At 60.0% G+C, this 17044-nt stretch carries 12 protein-coding genes and 1 riboswitch; of the genes, 4 read left to right on the top strand and 8 right to left on the bottom strand.

The window, feature by feature from the left end:
* Positions 1-3: 3 nt before the first annotated feature.
* From C9411_RS12135 to C9411_RS12120, 4 genes are all read right to left on the bottom strand, one after another.
* On the bottom strand, positions 4-1683 hold the full coding sequence (locus C9411_RS12135; protein ID WP_107227122.1) for a ShlB/FhaC/HecB family hemolysin secretion/activation protein: 1680 nt from the start codon (positions 1681-1683) through the stop codon (positions 4-6).
* A gap of 385 nt (positions 1684-2068) precedes the next feature.
* Entirely contained in the window at positions 2069-2986 is a 918-nt protein-coding gene (gene panS / locus C9411_RS12130) for a ketopantoate/pantoate/pantothenate transporter PanS (protein WP_063988520.1), read from the bottom strand.
* Positions 2987-3128: 142 nt separating this feature from the next.
* A complete protein-coding gene (lysC, locus tag C9411_RS12125) occupies positions 3129-4496 on the bottom strand; it encodes a lysine-sensitive aspartokinase 3 (RefSeq protein ID WP_063988521.1) in 1368 nt (455 codons plus the stop codon).
* Between the two features lie 108 nt (positions 4497-4604).
* Positions 4605-4799: riboswitch (Lysine riboswitch) on the bottom strand.
* 52 nt (positions 4800-4851) lie between these two features.
* Complete coding sequence (locus C9411_RS12120) at positions 4852-6660, bottom strand: sodium:proton antiporter (RefSeq protein ID WP_107227121.1); 1809 nt, start codon at positions 6658-6660, stop codon at positions 4852-4854.
* A gap of 229 nt (positions 6661-6889) precedes the next feature.
* Between C9411_RS12120 and pgi the strand changes: the two genes are divergently transcribed.
* On the top strand, positions 6890-8536 hold the full coding sequence (gene pgi / locus C9411_RS12115) for a glucose-6-phosphate isomerase (RefSeq protein ID WP_107227120.1): 1647 nt from the start codon (positions 6890-6892) through the stop codon (positions 8534-8536).
* A 61-nt stretch (positions 8537-8597) separates the two neighbouring features.
* On the opposite strand, the gene C9411_RS12110 is transcribed toward pgi, so the two are convergent.
* Complete coding sequence (locus C9411_RS12110) at positions 8598-10031, bottom strand: capsule assembly Wzi family protein (RefSeq protein WP_107227119.1); 1434 nt, start codon at positions 10029-10031, stop codon at positions 8598-8600.
* Between the two features lie 225 nt (positions 10032-10256).
* On the opposite strand from C9411_RS12110, the gene psiE reads away from it, so the two are divergent.
* Positions 10257-10664, top strand: a complete 408-nt coding sequence (gene psiE / locus C9411_RS12105; RefSeq protein ID WP_033636217.1) for a phosphate-starvation-inducible protein PsiE — start codon at positions 10257-10259, stop codon at positions 10662-10664.
* 85 nt (positions 10665-10749) lie between these two features.
* Here the strand turns inward: psiE and malG are convergent, their stop codons facing one another.
* The 3 genes from malG to malE form a co-directional block, all read right to left on the bottom strand.
* Positions 10750-11640: a maltose ABC transporter permease MalG gene (gene malG, locus C9411_RS12100; protein WP_004936696.1), complete on the bottom strand. Its 891-nt coding sequence runs from the start codon at positions 11638-11640 to the stop codon at positions 10750-10752.
* 11 nt (positions 11641-11651) lie between these two features.
* Positions 11652-13229 carry a maltose ABC transporter permease MalF gene (gene malF, locus C9411_RS12095; RefSeq protein ID WP_063988524.1) on the bottom strand — a complete coding sequence of 526 codons (1578 nt, stop codon included), beginning with the start codon at positions 13227-13229 and terminating at the stop codon, positions 11652-11654.
* A 182-nt stretch (positions 13230-13411) separates the two neighbouring features.
* Positions 13412-14605 (bottom strand): maltose/maltodextrin ABC transporter substrate-binding protein MalE, encoded by a 1194-nt coding sequence (malE, locus tag C9411_RS12090; RefSeq protein ID WP_016930286.1) that lies wholly within the window; start codon positions 14603-14605, stop codon positions 13412-13414.
* A 358-nt stretch (positions 14606-14963) separates the two neighbouring features.
* On the opposite strand from malE, the gene C9411_RS26200 reads away from it, so the two are divergent.
* Both C9411_RS26200 and malK read left to right on the top strand, forming a co-directional pair.
* Positions 14964-15935 carry an alpha-amylase family glycosyl hydrolase gene (locus C9411_RS26200; protein ID WP_107227137.1) on the top strand — a complete coding sequence of 324 codons (972 nt, stop codon included), beginning with the start codon at positions 14964-14966 and terminating at the stop codon, positions 15933-15935.
* Complete coding sequence (malK, locus tag C9411_RS12080; RefSeq protein WP_038874339.1) at positions 15928-17037, top strand: maltose/maltodextrin ABC transporter ATP-binding protein MalK; 1110 nt, start codon at positions 15928-15930, stop codon at positions 17035-17037. Before C9411_RS26200 ends, malK begins: the two co-directional genes overlap by 8 nt.
* Positions 17038-17044 lie beyond the last annotated feature (7 nt).

Raw genomic sequence — 17044 nt, 5'->3', positions numbered from 1 at the left:
TAATTAAAAGGTGTAAGAAAAGCGCGCCAGTAACTGAACGGGATCTTCCGGCGTGGCGTGATTCGACAAGATCCAGCCGCGGCTGACCTCGAGATCGACCAGCGTTTGCCGATAGCGCAACGTGGCGCCGCTGCTCAGGCCGGCGCTGCTGCGCCACCCCGAGCTGTCCTGGCGCGGCAAAATGCGGCCGACGTCGGCGCCGAGGCGCGGCGTCAGCGTGGTGGCGCCCAGATTGAAGCTGCGCGACAGCGTGTTCTGCAGATACCAGCCGTTGTCGCCGGACTGGGTGCTGCGGCTGAAGCCGCGTACGGCGCTGCGATCGGTAAGGCTCAGCCATTCCACGCCGGGCAGCGGGTCGCGGCTGTACTGGCCGTAGAACAGGTTGTTGAGCTGATAGGTGGCGTCACCCAGTTGGAGGCGCTGGCTGAGGTTGGCGAACAGCTTGCCTTTGGTGAACTGGCTGTCGAGGTGCACCGAGCTTGGGTGGCGACCGGCCCCCAGCCACGGCAGGCCCTGTTCGACGCTGAGGTTGGCGCTGAACACCCCGTTGGGCAGAATTTGCAGGTGGCTGGCGCTCAGTTCGGCCAGGGTCAGGGTGGGGCTGCTGACCTCGAGGCGCACGCTTTCGAAGTAGTTGTCGATGCGCTTGTAGGTCAACTGACCGCTCAGGCTGTCTATCTGATCGTGATCGCGGTAAAACACGTAGTCGCTGCGCAGACCGTACTGCTGGGTCTGGCCGTGCAGTTTGACCACGTTGTGCGGCAGCTGCTGGTGGTTCTCATAGGACGAGAAGCTGGCGAATCCGCTGAAGGTGAACGCGCCGTACGGCAGCGAATAGAGCAGGGTATAGGCGCGGTTATAGCGATGAGCCGGGTTTTCCAGCGTGCTGTTGGCATTCAGGCTGACGAAGTCCGACAGGCCGAACGGGCTGTCCAGCGTGGCGGTGGCGCGAGCCAGCCACTGGCCGGTGCTTTTTTGGCCGTAATTATCCGTGCCGACGGTAATCAGCCAGGGCTTGGCATGCTGATTGCGCAAACGAATGACCGAACCGCCAACCTGGCGGCCGGGCAATATATCCAGCTTGGTGGTGTTCGATTGCAAACGGTTGGCCTGATCCAATCCCTGGTCGAGTTCGGTTAATTTCAACGGCTTGCCTTCCAGCCCCGGAAATAATAAACGGCTGTTGACCCAGCGATCGCCGCCTTCTATTTTTTCGATGAATCCTTCGGTGACGCTTAACCCCAATTCTCCCTGTGAATTAGGGCGAACAATTTGCACGCGCGCGGTGATATAGCCTTTTTGCACATAAAGGCGCGTTAATTCACGGGTCAGGCGATTGATATCGTTGCTGCTGATGCATTGTTCCGGCAGCGCGCTCAGAGCGGATAAATCGGCCGGCGAGAGCAGGGTAACGCCCTGCAGATAAACGCCGGCGATAGGCAGGCACTGCGCGGACTGCGGCAGGGCGGGCGCGGCCGGTTCCGGTTCCGCCAGCAAGCGTTGCTGCTTCAGCTGCTGATAGCGGCGTTGCTCAATCAACTGGTTGACTTCACGCGTGCTGTCTTGCAGCGCGCGGCGCGACTCCCCCATCGACATATCCCGCATCATGTGAGAGTCCGGCAGAGTTTCGGCGGAAAGGGCCGTGCTGACCAGCAGCGTCAAGGCGGTGATTTTTTTTATCATTGTAATCCATTATGAGAGGCCGCCGGGGCAGCCAGCCCAATCCATGAGGTAAACCACGGGCGGCCGACGGCCGGCCCGAAATAATGAGCGACATGCACATTGCGAGGTATCTTGATTTGCCGCAGCAAATAAGACGGTGGGTATAGATCTAAATAATAATTAGGCTGCTTCTTTTATGGTGGGCAACCCTGGCGACTTAATTAATTAAAAAAAGTGGAGCGTCTCTTCCTCTTGCCAACATTATCGGCATGGATAGGAAGAATCTGAATTTTTATTTTTCACGGATGATAGGGGATGAGGAGAATTATGACAATCCGACCAGTGGGAAATACGAAATTTCGCAGGAAAGAAAAGGGACGCAATTGTTTGCGTCCCTACAGGCGGTTTATTTTTTCTTGATAGGGCGGCCGGACCAATAACCCGCCAGCAGCGAACCTGAGAGGTTATGCCAGACCGAGAACAGCGCGCCCGGTAGCGCGGCCAGCGGGGAGAAGTAGATTTTGCCCAGCGTGGCCGCCAGCCCGGAGTTCTGCATGCCGACCTCGATCGCCAGCGTGCGGCAGGTGGATTCGTCGAAGCCAAACAGCTTGCCGCCCCAATAGCCGCTCAGCAGACCGATACCGTTGTGCAGGATCACCGCGACGATCACCACCAGACCGACCGAGGCGATGTGGCTTTGGCTGCCCGCCACCACCGCGCTGATGATCGCCAGGATGCACACCATCGACAGCGCCGGCAGCAGCGGCTCAATGCGTTTCACCGCCTTGGTCAGGGTATGGTGGACGATCAGGCCCAGGCCGATCGGGATCACCACGATCTGCAGAATGCTCAGCAGCATGCCCATGATATCGACGCTGATCTTGGCGTCGACGTACAGGCGGGTCAGCAGCGGCGTGGCGAACACTCCCACCAGCGTCGAGACCGCCGAGATGGTGACCGACAGCGCCACGTCACCCTTGGCCAGATAGATCATCACGTTGGAGGCGGTGCCGCTGGCCACGCTGCCCACCAGCACCATGCCGGCGGACAGATCCGGCGGCATGCGGAACAGCATCGCCAGGATCCAGGCCGCCAGCGGCATGATCAAATAGTGCAGGAAGATGCCGGCCGCCACCGGGCCGGGGCGCGCCAGCACGCGTTTGAAGTCGTCCAGCCGCAGCGTGACGCCCATGGCGAACATGATCAGCATCAGCAGCGGGCTGACGTAGGGGCCGATGCCGGTAAAGGTGGTCGGCGTGTAATAGGCGGCGACGGACAGCAGTATCGCCCACAGGGGGAATAAACGCGTGAGTAGTGCCAACATGCAGGTTTCCTTAGCCAGATTGAGAACGGTGGGTGTGGTTGTGTTTTATGCGGGTTCAACATGCTGAACCCCTGCAGGTTTTGAACGGATTTTTTTAGACGCAGGGGCGCAGCGTGCTGCGCCCGCAATCGGGGATAATGACTTATTCGAACAGGTTGTGGTGCAGGGTACGCACCACCTGTTCGGCTTCTTCGCCCGGCACTAGGAAGCACAGGTTATAGCTGCTGGCGCCGTAGCAGATCAGGCGGATATTGAACGGATCGAGCACGCCGAACACCTCTTTACCCACGCCGCAGGCGCGCGACAGCTGGTTGCCGATGATCGCCACCAGCGCCAGGTTTTCTTCCACTTCCACCCGGCACAGCGACGACAGCTCGGTCAGCAGCGAGGTGGTCAGCAGGCTGCCGCCGACGGAGGTAGCGCCGGTGGTGTCCATGGTCAGCGCAATGCTGACCTCCGAGGTGGTGATCAGATCGACGGAGATGTTGTGGCGCGCCAGAATGTTGAACACCTCGGCCAGGAAACCGCGTGCGTGCAGCATGTTCAGGCTGTGCAGCGTCAGCAGCGTTTGCTTGCGGCGCAGCGCCAGCGCGCGGAACAGCGGCGGGTTCTCGGTGGTGTTGCACACCAGCGTGCCGCCGGCCGCCGGATCCTTGCTCGAGCCGACGAACACCGGAATGTCGCTGCGCACCGCCGGCAGCAGGGTGGCCGGGTGCAGCACCTTGGCGCCGAAGGTGGCCATTTCCGCCGCCTCTTCGAAACCGATTTTGTCGATGCGCTTGGCCGCCGGCACTACGCGCGGATCGGTGGTGTAGATGCCCGGCACGTCGGTCCAGATATCCACCCGGCCAACGCCGAGCGCCTCGCCGAGCAGCGCGGCAGTATAGTCGCTGCCGCCGCGGCCGAGCGTGGTGGTGCGGCCTTTCGGCTCGCTGCCGATAAAGCCCTGCGTGACCACCAGTGCTTCCTGCAGGCGCGGCTGCAACTGCGCCCGGGCCAGTTCGCTGAGCGCGGCGCTGTCCGGCACGGCGCGGCCGAAGTGATCGTCAGTGCGCATCACCTTGCGCACGTCGAACCATTCGGCCTGCACGTTGCGGGCGCGCAGGATTTCAACGAACAGCAGGGTGGACATCAGCTCCCCATGGCTGACCAGCTCGTCGGTCAACGCCGTCGAGGTGGCCAGCGACGCGGCCTCCGACAGCATGGCGATGTTTTCCAGCAGGCGGTCTATTTCGTCGCGGATCACCGCCGGCGCCGTGAGGCGATCGAGAATGGCATACTGGATGCGGCGGATCTCATCAAGCTGGTAATTGCGCTTGTCGGCCTCGCAACCCTCGGCCAGGGCGACCAACAGGTTGGTGACGCCCGCCGAAGCGGACAACACCACCAGGCGGACCTGCGGGTTGGCCAGCACGACGTCGGCGCTGCGGTTCATGGCTTCAAAGTCGGCGACGCTGGTGCCGCCGAACTTGGCTACCACGGTGGAATTCTGGGGTGCTGCTTGGTTCATCTAGAAACCTCGTGTCAGGGATGCCCGTTTGGGGGCACTGTAATTCTATAGCCTTGGCACAAGGGGAGAGCGGTAAACAGGGGGCAGGCGTAGAGGTCAGGCTACGATACACCCAGAAGCGCCCCACCTTGTCGATCGCCCTGCGGGCGATCCCCTGGTGACAACCCAGGGGATTCAGCCCCTGTAGTCGATACGATAATGGCCGGCCATTATCGTACCTCGGCGTCGCTCCCCCTCGGGTGCCGTCAACGGAGAAACGGCTCCTCTGACACTCTACCTGGGCGACGCGCCTCTTCTGGCTTGCGCACCGGGTGCGCAAGTAGGCTGTTAGGAATAGCCGGTTATCGCCATTCTGTCAACGTACAGACGGTGAGGGATTTTCATCTTGTACCAGCGCGATAAGCGTACAGGGCATCGTGGGCGTGGAACCGGCGCCAATCGGGTGCAGAGAACCGTCTTCCTTTTGGCTGAATAACGGGATAACGCCCTGATGTTTTTCCAAATACTCCAGCCAACCGAAATTTTCGTTCAATTTGGTCGCTTTGATGGTGGCCCCCCTGGCGAGCAGGCTGCTCAGGCGGCCGTAGGTGGCTTCCTGATTAAATAAAATTTCATGCCGGCGGAAACGCGAACTTTCCGCGCTGGCGCCGCGCCCTTTCAGCGGCGCCCCCGACCGGATGGCAAACACGTGATCCTCGCCGAAGAGATAGCCGAAATGGTAGACCGCCAGCGCGTTCTGGTGGCGGTTGGGTGACAGCGCCAACACCTGGGCGATATTGCTCAGATCGAGATAGTTCTCGGCGTGTTCGGAGTAGGCGTGGCCATAGTAGGCCGGAATGCCGTCCATGCGCGCCTGGCGGTAGTACTCCCAACTGCTGTCGGTGACGATCACCGGCACGTTCAGCTTGATCAGCGCCTGCGCCAGCATGCGCGCCACGCTGTTGGCGCCGACGATCAGCACGCCGCGCGGCTTTTGCTGCTGCACCCGCAGCCAGCGCGCCATCATGCCGCTGGTCAGGCTTTGCAGCACCACGGTGCCGATGATGATGGCGAACACCACGGTGACCAGCCGGTCGGCGCCCTGATAGCCGCTGCGCTGCAGCGTCAGCGCGAAAAGCGAGCTGACCGCCGCGGCGACGATGCCGCGCGGGGCGATCCAGCACAGCAGCAGCCGATCGCGCCAGTGCAGGGAAGAGCGCCAGGTCGATACCGCGATGCACAGCGGCCGGGCGATGAACTGCACCGCCAGCAGCAGCAGGAGCAACGGCCAGCCCATGTTCCACAGCGCCTGGATATCGAGCCGCGCCGCCAGAATGATGAACAGCGCCGAGATCAGGATCGCCGACAGCTCCTCTTTGAACGCCAGAATATCGCTGGTGTCCACGTCGCGCATGTTGGCCAGCCAGATGCCCATCACCGTGACGGTCAGCAGGCCGGATTCGTCGGCGATGGCGTTGGAAACGCCGAAGGCGGTCAACATGATCGCCAACACCGCCAGGTTCTGCAGGTAGCGCGGCAGCCAGACGCGGCGCAGCGCCAAGCCGAGCAGGTAGCCGAACACCGCGCCGGCGATCAGGCCGACGGCGGCGGTCACGCCCAGCGTCCAAAACAGGTGGGTATAGGACTCCGCATTCTGCTTCAGTACGATGAACTCGAACACCAGCAGGGTGAAGATGGCGCCGACCGGATCGATAACGATCCCTTCCCAGCGCAGCACCTGGTTAATGTTGGCGTTCGGCCGCACCACGCGCATCAGCGGGGCGATCACCGTCGGCCCGGTCACCACCGTCACCGCGCCGATCAGCGCCGCCAGCTCCGGCGGGAAATCCAGCAGCCACCAGCTGGCGAGGCTGATGACCAGAAAGGTGACCAGCATGCCGACGGTGACCAGATTGCGCACCACGCCGCCGAGGCCGCGTATCTCTTCGAAGCGCAGCGTCAGCGCCCCCTCGAACAGGATGATCGCCACCGACAGCGACACCAGCGGAAACAGCAGATCGCCGAACAGCAGATCCGGCTGCACCAGATGCACCGTCGGGCCGAGCACGATGCCGAACAGCAACAGCGGCAAAATGGCCGGCAGGCGCAGCAGCCAGGCCAGCCACTGCGCCAGCAGCGACGCCAGGCCGATAAGCACCAACATAAGCGGGGCGGATAATTCCATAAGCGAGATCCCTTTCAAATGACGAAATAAGCAACGATGACACAGCCTGATGACAATTCGGTAACCCCGATAACAGACCGTTAGCCCAAAGTATAGAGTGAAAGCTGAAACGAGGCGGCAATGCGTTGACAGTTAGCGCCTATCGCAAGAAAAGAGATCATAATCACAGTCGAACAGGCTACAATCGGACAAACGCGTCATTTTTATTCTCAAGCCTAAGAGTGTTGCTATGAAAAATATCAATCCTAGTCAAACCGCTGCTTGGCAAGCCCTGCAGCAACATTATGCACAGATGAAAGACGTACGGATCGCCGACCTGTTCGCCCAGGACAGCGATCGTTTCTCCAGGTTCTCCGCGACCTTCAACGACCAAATGTTGGTGGACTATTCCAAGAACCGTATCACGCAGGAAACCCTGGAGAAGCTGCAGGCGCTGGCGAAAGAAACCGATCTGCAAGGCGCCATCAAATCGATGTTCGCCGGTGAGAAAATCAACCGCACCGAAGATCGCGCGGTGCTGCACATTGCCCTGCGCAACCGCAGCAACAGCCCGATCCTGGTCGACGGCAAAGACGTGATGCCAGAAGTGAACGCGGTATTGGCCAAGATCAAACAGTTCTGCGCGCGCGTCATCGGCGGCGAGTGGAAAGGCTACACCGGCAAGCCGATCACCGACGTGGTGAACATCGGCATCGGCGGTTCGGATCTCGGCCCTTACATGGTGACCGAAGCGCTGCGCCCTTATAAAAATCACCTGAACATGCACTTCGTCTCCAACGTCGACGGCACCCATATCGCCGAAACGCTGCAGGCGCTGAACCCGGAAACCACGCTGTTCCTGGTGGCCTCCAAAACCTTCACTACCCAGGAAACCATGACCAACGCCCACAGCGCGCGCGACTGGTTCCTGAGCAGCGCTGCCGATCAACAGCACGTGGCCAAGCATTTCGCCGCGCTGTCCACCAACGGCAAAGCGGTGGCAGAGTTCGGCATCGATACCGACAACATGTTCGAGTTCTGGGACTGGGTCGGCGGCCGTTACTCCCTGTGGTCGGCGATCGGTCTGTCGATCGCGCTGTCCATCGGTTATGACAATTTCGAGCAGCTGCTGAGCGGCGCGCACGCCATGGATAAGCACTTCGCCGAAACGCCGGCGGAGAAAAACCTGCCGGTGCTGCTGGCGCTGATCGGTATCTGGTACAACAACTTCTTCGGCGCCGAAACCGAAGCCATTCTGCCGTACGATCAGTACATGCACCGTTTTGCCGCTTACTTCCAGCAGGGCAACATGGAATCCAACGGCAAATACGTCGATCGCAACGGCAATCCGGTGGATTATCAGACCGGCCCCATCATCTGGGGCGAGCCGGGCACCAACGGCCAGCATGCGTTCTACCAGCTGATCCACCAGGGCACCAAGCTGGTGCCGTGCGATTTCATCGCGCCGGCCATCAGCCATAACCCGCTGGGCGATCATCACGCTAAACTGTTGTCCAACTTCTTCGCGCAGACCGAAGCGCTGGCGTTCGGCAAGTCGCTGGAAGTGGTGGAGGCCGAGTTTGCGGCGCAGGGTAAAACCCCTGAGCAGGTCAAACACGTGGCGCCGTTCAAAGTGTTTGAAGGCAACCGCCCGACCAACTCGATCCTGCTGCGCGAAATCACGCCGTTCAGCCTGGGCAGCCTGATCGCGCTGTACGAGCACAAGATCTTCACCCAGGGTGCGATCCTGAACATCTTCACCTTCGATCAGTGGGGCGTGGAGCTGGGCAAACAGCTGGCTAACCGTATCCTGCCTGAACTGGCGGGCAGCGAGAAAATCAGCAGCCACGACAGCTCGACCAATGCGCTGATCAACCGCTTCAAGGAATGGCGTTAATCGCCTGAGCTGAAGCCAATAAAAAACCCGCCGCGGCGGGTTTTTTTACATCTGCAAAAAATTACAGGTTGATCGGCACTTCGAAGCTGACGCCCGCGCCCACGTCATCGGCGGTACTGTGATCGTTATCGGTGTACCACAGACTGGTGTCGAACTTAACCTGAGACGGGAAGGTGTAACCCCAACCGACCTGAATGCCCTTCAGCGTATCGGATTTCGGGAAGGCCTTGTTGAGACTTTGGCTTTTCGGATTCACCTTGGCGTATACCAAACGGGTATTCCAGCGCTGGCTGTCATCCAGTACCAGCTCTACACGACCGGATAACATCTGACCATTGGCTCCCATAGCGTGTCCCAAGGGATACCCTTGTTGGTAATAACCGTCTTTGTAAACATAATGGTTGTACATAATATAATTATTTTCACCATTGGAACGGGTATCTGCGCTTTCAATATTCCAATTAATGGTAGTTGCTCCCCATTCAGGGTGGCCTTCTAATCCCAACAAATAAGCGTTGTGGGATGGTAACATTCCTGCTTCGTCTTCGCCGACAATCTGGCCATATAAACTGATTGGCATTCCGACCAATGGTTGCAACTTGAGCTTGAAATCAAATCCGCCTAGCTGATTGCCGGGATCGTTTTTGATATCACCGGTATTATCTTTTCCAGTTACGCCATCCCAGAAGGAACTCCAGGAGTGCGGACGGCCATCACCACCCCACATCATGATGCGTGAAGCGCCCAACTCCAGGAAGTCGGTCGGCATCATGGTCAGGCGGCCACCGATCAGCTTGGTGTTCGGCACGGCAGCGTACTGCGACAGCTGGCCGGCGGACAATTGATATTGCCAGCGGCCGATCCACGACAGCCACGGGGTTTCAAACGGCGATTGGTCGGCGCGCTGCAGCATGAAGCCCGCCACCGGGCGTGCGGCGTCGGAGCGGATCAGGCTGCCATCGTAGCCCGGGCCCCACCACTGGGAAACTTCGCCGAAGGAGAGCCACTGGTTCCAGATTTTCACCGCGCCGTAGGAGCCGTTCATATTGAATTTGGAGCCGTCGCTGACGCGCTGATCGCCTTCCACCGAACCCTGCAGACGCACGTCCCAGAATTCGCCGTTGGCGCCGGCACCGATGGTCAGGCGATCGTCGGCGTACTCATTTTGGCCAAAGCCCTGCGGGGTACCGGGTTTATCGGTCGACGCGTAACCGCTGACGCGGATGTTGGCTTTCAAGGCATCGACACGGCGTTGCACGCGGTCGATGACGTTTTTCTCGGTGTTGCTCACCGGCTTGGCTTGCGCGATAACGGAACTGATCTCTTCCTGACTCAGCGGCCAGGTGGACAGGCTGACGTTGATGACGCCGCGGTCAGACAACCAGGCGAGATCGTTACGCAGATCGTTGTCAGGGGCTACCAGGCCGGCGGCGTGGCCGGACAATGCACAGGTAAACAGGCCCGCAGCGACCAGTCCGTTAAGTTTAGCGCGCATAAAGAATTCCCTTGTTAATTCGAGGTTATTGGTTTTATGTAAAGATCTCTGTGACCCATGATAGTTGACATTTCGATTTGCTACAAATCTATAAGTCAGAAACATCTTATTATAACGTGATGAATTAAATGGGGTTTAAAGTGCTTTCGCGAGGGGCGTAATTTTTAGGACAATGCCTATATTGGCACGGTTGAATCATATTAGCGGTATTCAGAGAGAGGTTTTATGGCGAAAACGTCGCGTTCGATCATGATAGCGAAGGGGCTGCAGCGGGTGCTGAACGTGGGCTTGTTGCTGCTGGCGGCAATTCTGGTGGTATTTCTGGTCAAGGAGACCCTCCACTTGGCGAAGGTGTTATTTATCAATAGCGAAGAGTCGTCCTCTTACCTGTTGATTGAAGGCATCGTGATTTATTTCCTGTACTTTGAATTCATCGCCTTGATCGTCAAGTATTTTGAGTCGGGTTATCATTTCCCGCTGCGCTATTTTATTTACATTGGCATTACCGCGATTATTCGTTTGATTATCGTGGACCACAAAAACCCCATCGATACCCTGATCTACGCCGCGGCGATATTGGTGCTGGTGGTGACGCTCTATCTGGCCAACACCGATCGGCTGAAACGGGAGTAGCGATAAAAATGGCGGCCAATGGCCGCCAAAGACACAGGATTACCGCTATTGCGGAAAGACATCAAACGCACTGCAGTGGCACAAATTACCCCTTCACACCGCCGGCCGTCAGGCCGCCCACCAGCCAGCGCTGCGCCAGCAGGAACACGGCGGTAATCGGTATCGCCGACAGCACCGCGGCGGCGGCGAAGTCGCCCCACAGATAGTTCTGCGGGTTGAGATATTGCTGCATCCCCACCGCCAGCGTGTAGCTGTTCACATCACGCAGCAGCAGCGACGCCACCGGCACTTCGGTGATGGCGGCGATAAACGACAGAATGAACACCACCGCCAGAATCGGCACCGACAGCGGCAGCAGCACCAGACGGAACGCCTGCCACGGCGTGGCGCCGTCCAGCGCCGCCGCCTCTTCCAGCGAGTTGTCGATGGTTTCGAAATAGCCCTTGATGGTCCAGACGTGCAGCGCGATGCCACCCATGTAGGCGAAGATCACGCCGCCGTGGGTGTTCAGGCCGATAAACGGAATGTACTGGCCCAGGCGATCGAACAGGGCGTACAGCGCCACCAGCGACAGCACCGCCGGGAACATCTGGAAGATCAGCATGCTTTTCAGCAACGTGCTCTTGCCGCGAAAACGCATGCGGGCGAAGGCGTAGGCACAGGTGGTGGACAGCGTCACGATGCCGATGGCGGTGATCGCCGCGATCTTGATGGAGTTCCACAGCCACAGCAGCACCGGGAACGGCGGCGGCGTCACGCTGCCGTCGGCGTGGGTGACGCTGAAGCCGAGCGCCAGCCGCCAGTGATCCCAGGAGAGGGTTTCCGGTATCAGGCTGCCGGTGGCGAAGTTGCCGGAGCGCAGCGAGATGGCCACCACCATCAGCAGCGGGAACATGATCAGGGCGATAAAGCACAGCATCAAAATATGGGTGATCCACAGGCGCAGGCGCTGGGATTTGGGTTGAACCATGGCCATCGTTATTCTCCCTAATCGAAGTTCATCTTGCTGGCTTTCAAATTCAGGATCGCCAGCGCGCCCACCAACAGGAAGATCAGCGTGGCGATGGCGGCCGCCAGCCCGAAGTCTTGCCCGCCGCCGCCTTCGAAGGCAATGCGGTAGGTGTAGCTGACCAGCAGGTCGGTATAGCCGGCCGGCGTGGTGGTGCCGATCATGTCCGGGCCGCCGTTGGTCAGCAGTTGGATCAGCACGAAGTTGTTAAAGTTGAAGGCGAAGCTGGCGATCATCAGCGGCGTCAGCGGCTTGATCAGCAGCGGTAAGGTGATGCGGAAGAAGTTTTGCCACGGGTTGGCGCCGTCCATCGCCGAGGCCTCGTACAGATCGTCCGGGATCGCCTTCAGCAGCCCCATGCACAGGATCATCATGTACGGGTAGCCGAGCCAGGTGTTGACGATCAGGATCATGCTCTTGGCGGTGAGCGGATCGCTGAACCAGGCCGGTTTGATGCCGAACAGATGGCTGAGCATCATGTTGATCTCGCCGAAGCTCTGGTTGAACAAACCTTTGAAGATCAGGATCGAGATGAATGACGGCACCGCATAGGGCAGGATCAGCAGCACGCGGTAGATCGCCTTGCCTTTCAGCGCCTCCCACTGCACCACGCAGGCCAACACCATGCCGACCGCCACGGTGAGGATCACCGTCATCACCGAGAACACGATGGTCCAGATGAAGATCGACACGAACGGTTTCTTGATGCCCTCGTCCTGCAGCACCCGCAGGAAGTTTTTCCAGCCGGTGGTGACGGTATAGCCCGGGCTCAGGGTTTCCTGCGCCCAGCCGCCGTCGGCGTTGATCGCCTGGTAGAAGCCGGTGTCGCCGTTCGGCCGGTAGCGCACCTGAGTCTGATTATTGGTCAGCGTGCTGCCGTCTTGGTCCAGCGCATACAGCGGACGGGTGCCGGAGAACTGGCGCAGGGAGCTCATGCGCAATTCCCCGCCGTCGGGCAGTTGCGCCACCAGCTGGCTCAGCGCCTGCCGGTTCTGGGTAATCACCCGCAGCGTGGCGCGTTCGCCCTGCGGTGCGGCGCTCTGCGCCGTCAGTTTCAGGGTTTGCGGCGCGGCGGCGTCGAGGCGGAAAGGTTCGGAGATCAGCGGCTGTTCACTGTCCGGTGGCGTCAGCTGCAGGCGCCACTGCTGGTTTTCCGCCGGGTAGAGGCCGAAGGTAAAGGTTTTGCCGCTCTGGAACTGGCGCTGCATCAGCACCGATTGCGCGCGTTCAAAAGTCAGCTGGTTGGTGCTGCTGTAGTTGGTGAAGGCGATGGCGATGGTGCAAATCAGCGGGAACAGAACGAACAGCCCCATGCCGGCGACGCCGGGATACACATAGCGCCAGGCGTAGGCGCGGCGGTTGGCGAAGACGTAAAGCCCGGCGCTGACCAGGATCAGCGTCAGGATGGCGAACAGGTATTCACCCTGTGCATACATCAACACAATCAGGTAGCAGGTCACCAGGCTGAACAGGCCGACCACCAGCCATTTCAGCGCGTCGCTTTGCCACCACTTCGATTTTTTACGCGCAGGCGTCCCGGCGTGGGCGAATTGCATAGGGCGTTCCTTTCTGTGAAGCAACGGCGGGGCACTTGTCCCCTTCATACTTGAAGCTACACCTTTGTTGGCTGCGTCCGCTCACCCCGGTCACAGAGTTATCTATGCTCCCGGGGATGTGCGTACTTGCCGTCGCGGTGTCACTCCAATTATTTCGGGGATGTTAATCCCGCACGACGTCGTTACTTGGTGATACGGGTCTGCACGTCGTCCAGCGCGGCTTTCACCGTCTGACGGCCGCTGACGGCGTTGATCACCGCGCTGCGTTCGGCGTACCAGAAGGCGCTCATCTGCGGGATGTTCGGCATGATTTCCCCGTTTTGCGAGTTCTGCATGGTGGCGGCGATCTTCGGATCTTTGGCCAGCGCTTCCTGATAGGACTTCAGCGCCACCGCGCCCAGCGGCTTGTCTTTGTTGACGTCCGCCAGCCCTTCGTTGGTCAGCAGGTAGTTCTCGAGGAACTCGGTCGCCAGTTCTTTATTCGGGCTGGCGGCGTTGATGCCGGCGGTCAGCACGCCGACGAACGGCTTGGACGGTTTGCCTTTGAAGGTCGGCAGCAGCGTCACGCCGTAGTTGATTTTGCTCTGCTCGATGTTGTTCCAGGCCCACGGCCCGTTGATGGTCATCGCGGTCTGGCCTTTGTTGAACGCGGCTTCGGCGATCGAGTAGTCGGTATCGGCGTTGATGTGCTTGTTTTTCACCAGATCGACGATGAACTGCAGACCGGCCTGCGAACCGGCGTTGGCGACGCCGACATCCTTGATGTTGTATTTGCCGTTTTCATACTTGAAGGCATAACCGCCGTCGGCGGCGATGATAGGCCAGGTGAAGTAGGGTTCCTGCAGGTTCCACATGATGGCGCTCTTGCCGCCGGCGCGCAGCTGCTTGTCCAGCGCCGGGATCTCTTCCCAGGTCTTCGGCGGCTGTTTGACCAGGTCTTTGTTGTAAATCAGCGACAGCGCTTCGACGGCGATCGGGTAACCGATCAGCTTGCCGTCATAACGCACGGCGTCCCAGGTGAACGGGAACAGCTTGTCCTGGAAGGCTTTGGACGGGTGGATTTCGGCCAGCAGGCCGGACTGCGCATAGCCGCCGAAGCGGTCGTGGGCCCAGAAGATGATGTCCGGGCCGTCGCCGGTGGCGGCTACCTGCGGGTATTTTTCTTCCAGCTTGTCCGGATGCTCGACGGTGACCTTGATACCGGTGTCTTTTTCGAATTTCTTGCCGACTTCGGCCAGGCCGTTATAGCCCTTGTCGCCGTTGATCCAGATAACCAGTTTGCCTTCCTCGATCTTGGCGAAGGCGGAAGAAGAGAGCACCAGGGTGGCCAGTGCCGAGAGCGCCAGCGTGCGGGCGAGGGTAATGCTGCGAGTCATAATCCAGTCCTTCTTTTTGTGGGCACATAAATCAAGGAGAGACGTTTCGCGGTAATAGTGGGTCACAACGCGACATATTCTCATCCTCCCCCCCTCTACGCCCCTGAGATGAGGAGTGTGATCCAGTTAACGTTGCGCTCTATTCTGTGGCGTCAGGCACAAAATAGGGGGGCGATTTTTGCCAGCCGGATCACAGATTTGCCTTAAGCGCGGAACTTCTCATCGCCGCGGTCGTTCTCTCATCCTCCCGCCTCCTCCCCCATGAAAAATCCTGTTACGGATGATTACCCTTTCCGGCGACTCCCGCACTATCGGCCCATTGATTGTCAACGCCACGCGCAGCAGGGATACCGGATTTATGTCGTCAATGCCTATCGCCACTCAGCCCACCCTGTACCGGATCCATCCGGCCAGTTTCCGTGACGGAAACGGGGACGGCGTGGGCGACGCGCACGGCATGCTGGCGGCGCTGCCGTACCTGAAAGCGCTGTCGATCGACGGCCTGTTGCTGCCGCAGACGCTGGCGCCGGAGGCCGAGGCGACGGTGACGGGCGAAGGGCTGACGCTGTGGTACGCCGATGAAGCCAACCGCGTTCGCAATGCCGTCGCGCCGCAGCGGTTCGCCCACGGCGCATTGGCGCTGGACGTGATGCCGTTTAGCGTAGAGAAGCTGGTGGCGGTGCTGCACGCCCGCCGCGCCACGTTGGCGGACAGCCTGTGGAGCACCGGGGACGCCGATCAGCCAAGAGTGGTCAGCCGCTGGGGGCAGGGCGATTTGCGCTCCGCCGCCGCCTTTCTGACGCTGCTGGCGATGTTGCCAGCGCCGATCTGCCTGTATCAGGGCGAAGAGCTGGGGCTGCCGCATGCCGCCGGCCTGCAAGATCCGCGCGGCGCGCAAACGCCGATGCCGTGGCATGAGGCCCCCGAACAGGTCACCGCCGGCGAAATCAGCTGGTATCAGCAGGTGGCGATCGAACACCGTGCGCTGGCCATCAGCCGCCAACAGCACGACAGCCACTCCACCTTACGTTACTGCCAGGCGCTGTTGGCCCTGCGCCGTTCACCGCTCATCCAGCGCGGCGAATTGAACGCGGTCAGCCAGCGGGACGGCGTGGTGCGCTTACTTATTACCCATCAGGATCAATGCCTTGAAGCGCTGATAAACCTGCAGCCTTATACTCAGGCGGCCGCGCCGTCTGAGGCGACCTTGCCGTTGGCATGGCAGCACGGCGCGCAGCAAGAGGGTCATCAATGGGTTTTGGCGGGCTTTGCCTCCGCCATTTTCACACGACATGTTAACTGCGAAAGCAGGGGAGTAACGCATGGCTAGCGTGACACTGCGCAGCGTTTATAAGGCCTTCGGTGAGGCCGTGATTTCCAAAGACGTCAATCTGACCATCGAGGACGGCGAGTTTGTGGTGTTTGTCGGGCCGTCGGGCTGCGGTAAATCGACGCTGCTGCGCATGATCGCCGGGCTGGAGGACATCACCTCCGGCGAGCTGCTGATCGGCGAGAAACGCATGAATGAGGTGCCGCCTTCCGAGCGCGGCATCGGCATGGTGTTCCAGTCCTATGCGCTGTATCCGCACCTGTCGGTGGCGGACAACATGTCGTTCGGCCTGAAGCTGGCCGGCGCCAGGAAAGCGGAAATCAATCAACGGGTGAACCAGGTCTCAGAGGTGCTGCAGCTGGCGCACCTGCTCGATCGGCGGCCGAAGGCGCTGTCCGGTGGGCAGCGTCAGCGCGTGGCGATTGGCCGCACGCTGGTGGCCGAGCCGGACGTGTTCCTGCTCGACGAACCGCTGTCCAACCTCGACGCCGCGCTGCGGGTGCAGATGCGCATCGAGATCTCCCGTCTGCACAAGCGCCTGCAGCGCACCATGATTTACGTCACCCACGATCAGGTCGAAGCGATGACGCTGGCCGACAAGATCGTGGTGCTCGACGCCGGTCGCGTGGCACAGGTCGGCAAGCCGCTGGAATTGTACCACTACCCGGCCAACCGCTTCGTCGCCGGATTTATCGGCTCGCCGAAGATGAACTTCCTGCCGGTCAAGGTGACCGCGGCGCAGCCGCAACAGGTGCAGGTCGAACTGCCCAACCGCCAGTTGGTCTGGCTGCCGGTGGAAGGCGCGGGCGTTCAACCCGGCGCCAACCTGTCCCTGGGCATTCGCCCTGAACATCTGCTGCCCGGCGAAGCCTCAGAAGTGCGGCTTACCGGCGACGTACAGGTGGTGGAGCAGCTCGGCAACGAGACGCAAATCCACATCCAAATCCCGGCCATCCGTCAAAACCTGGTGTACCGCCAGAATGACGTGGTGCTGGTAGAAGAAGGTGCCACATTCGCCATCGGCCTGCCGCCTCACCGCTGCCACCTGTTCCGTGAAGACGGTACGGCATGTAAACGGCTGCACCAGGAGCCGGGCGTTTAAAGCATCA

Source organism: Serratia sp. Nf2 (assembly GCF_003028435.1).
Lineage (GTDB): Bacteria > Pseudomonadota > Gammaproteobacteria > Enterobacterales > Enterobacteriaceae > Serratia > Serratia marcescens_L.
This window is presented reverse-complemented; position numbering and strand designations above follow the sequence as displayed.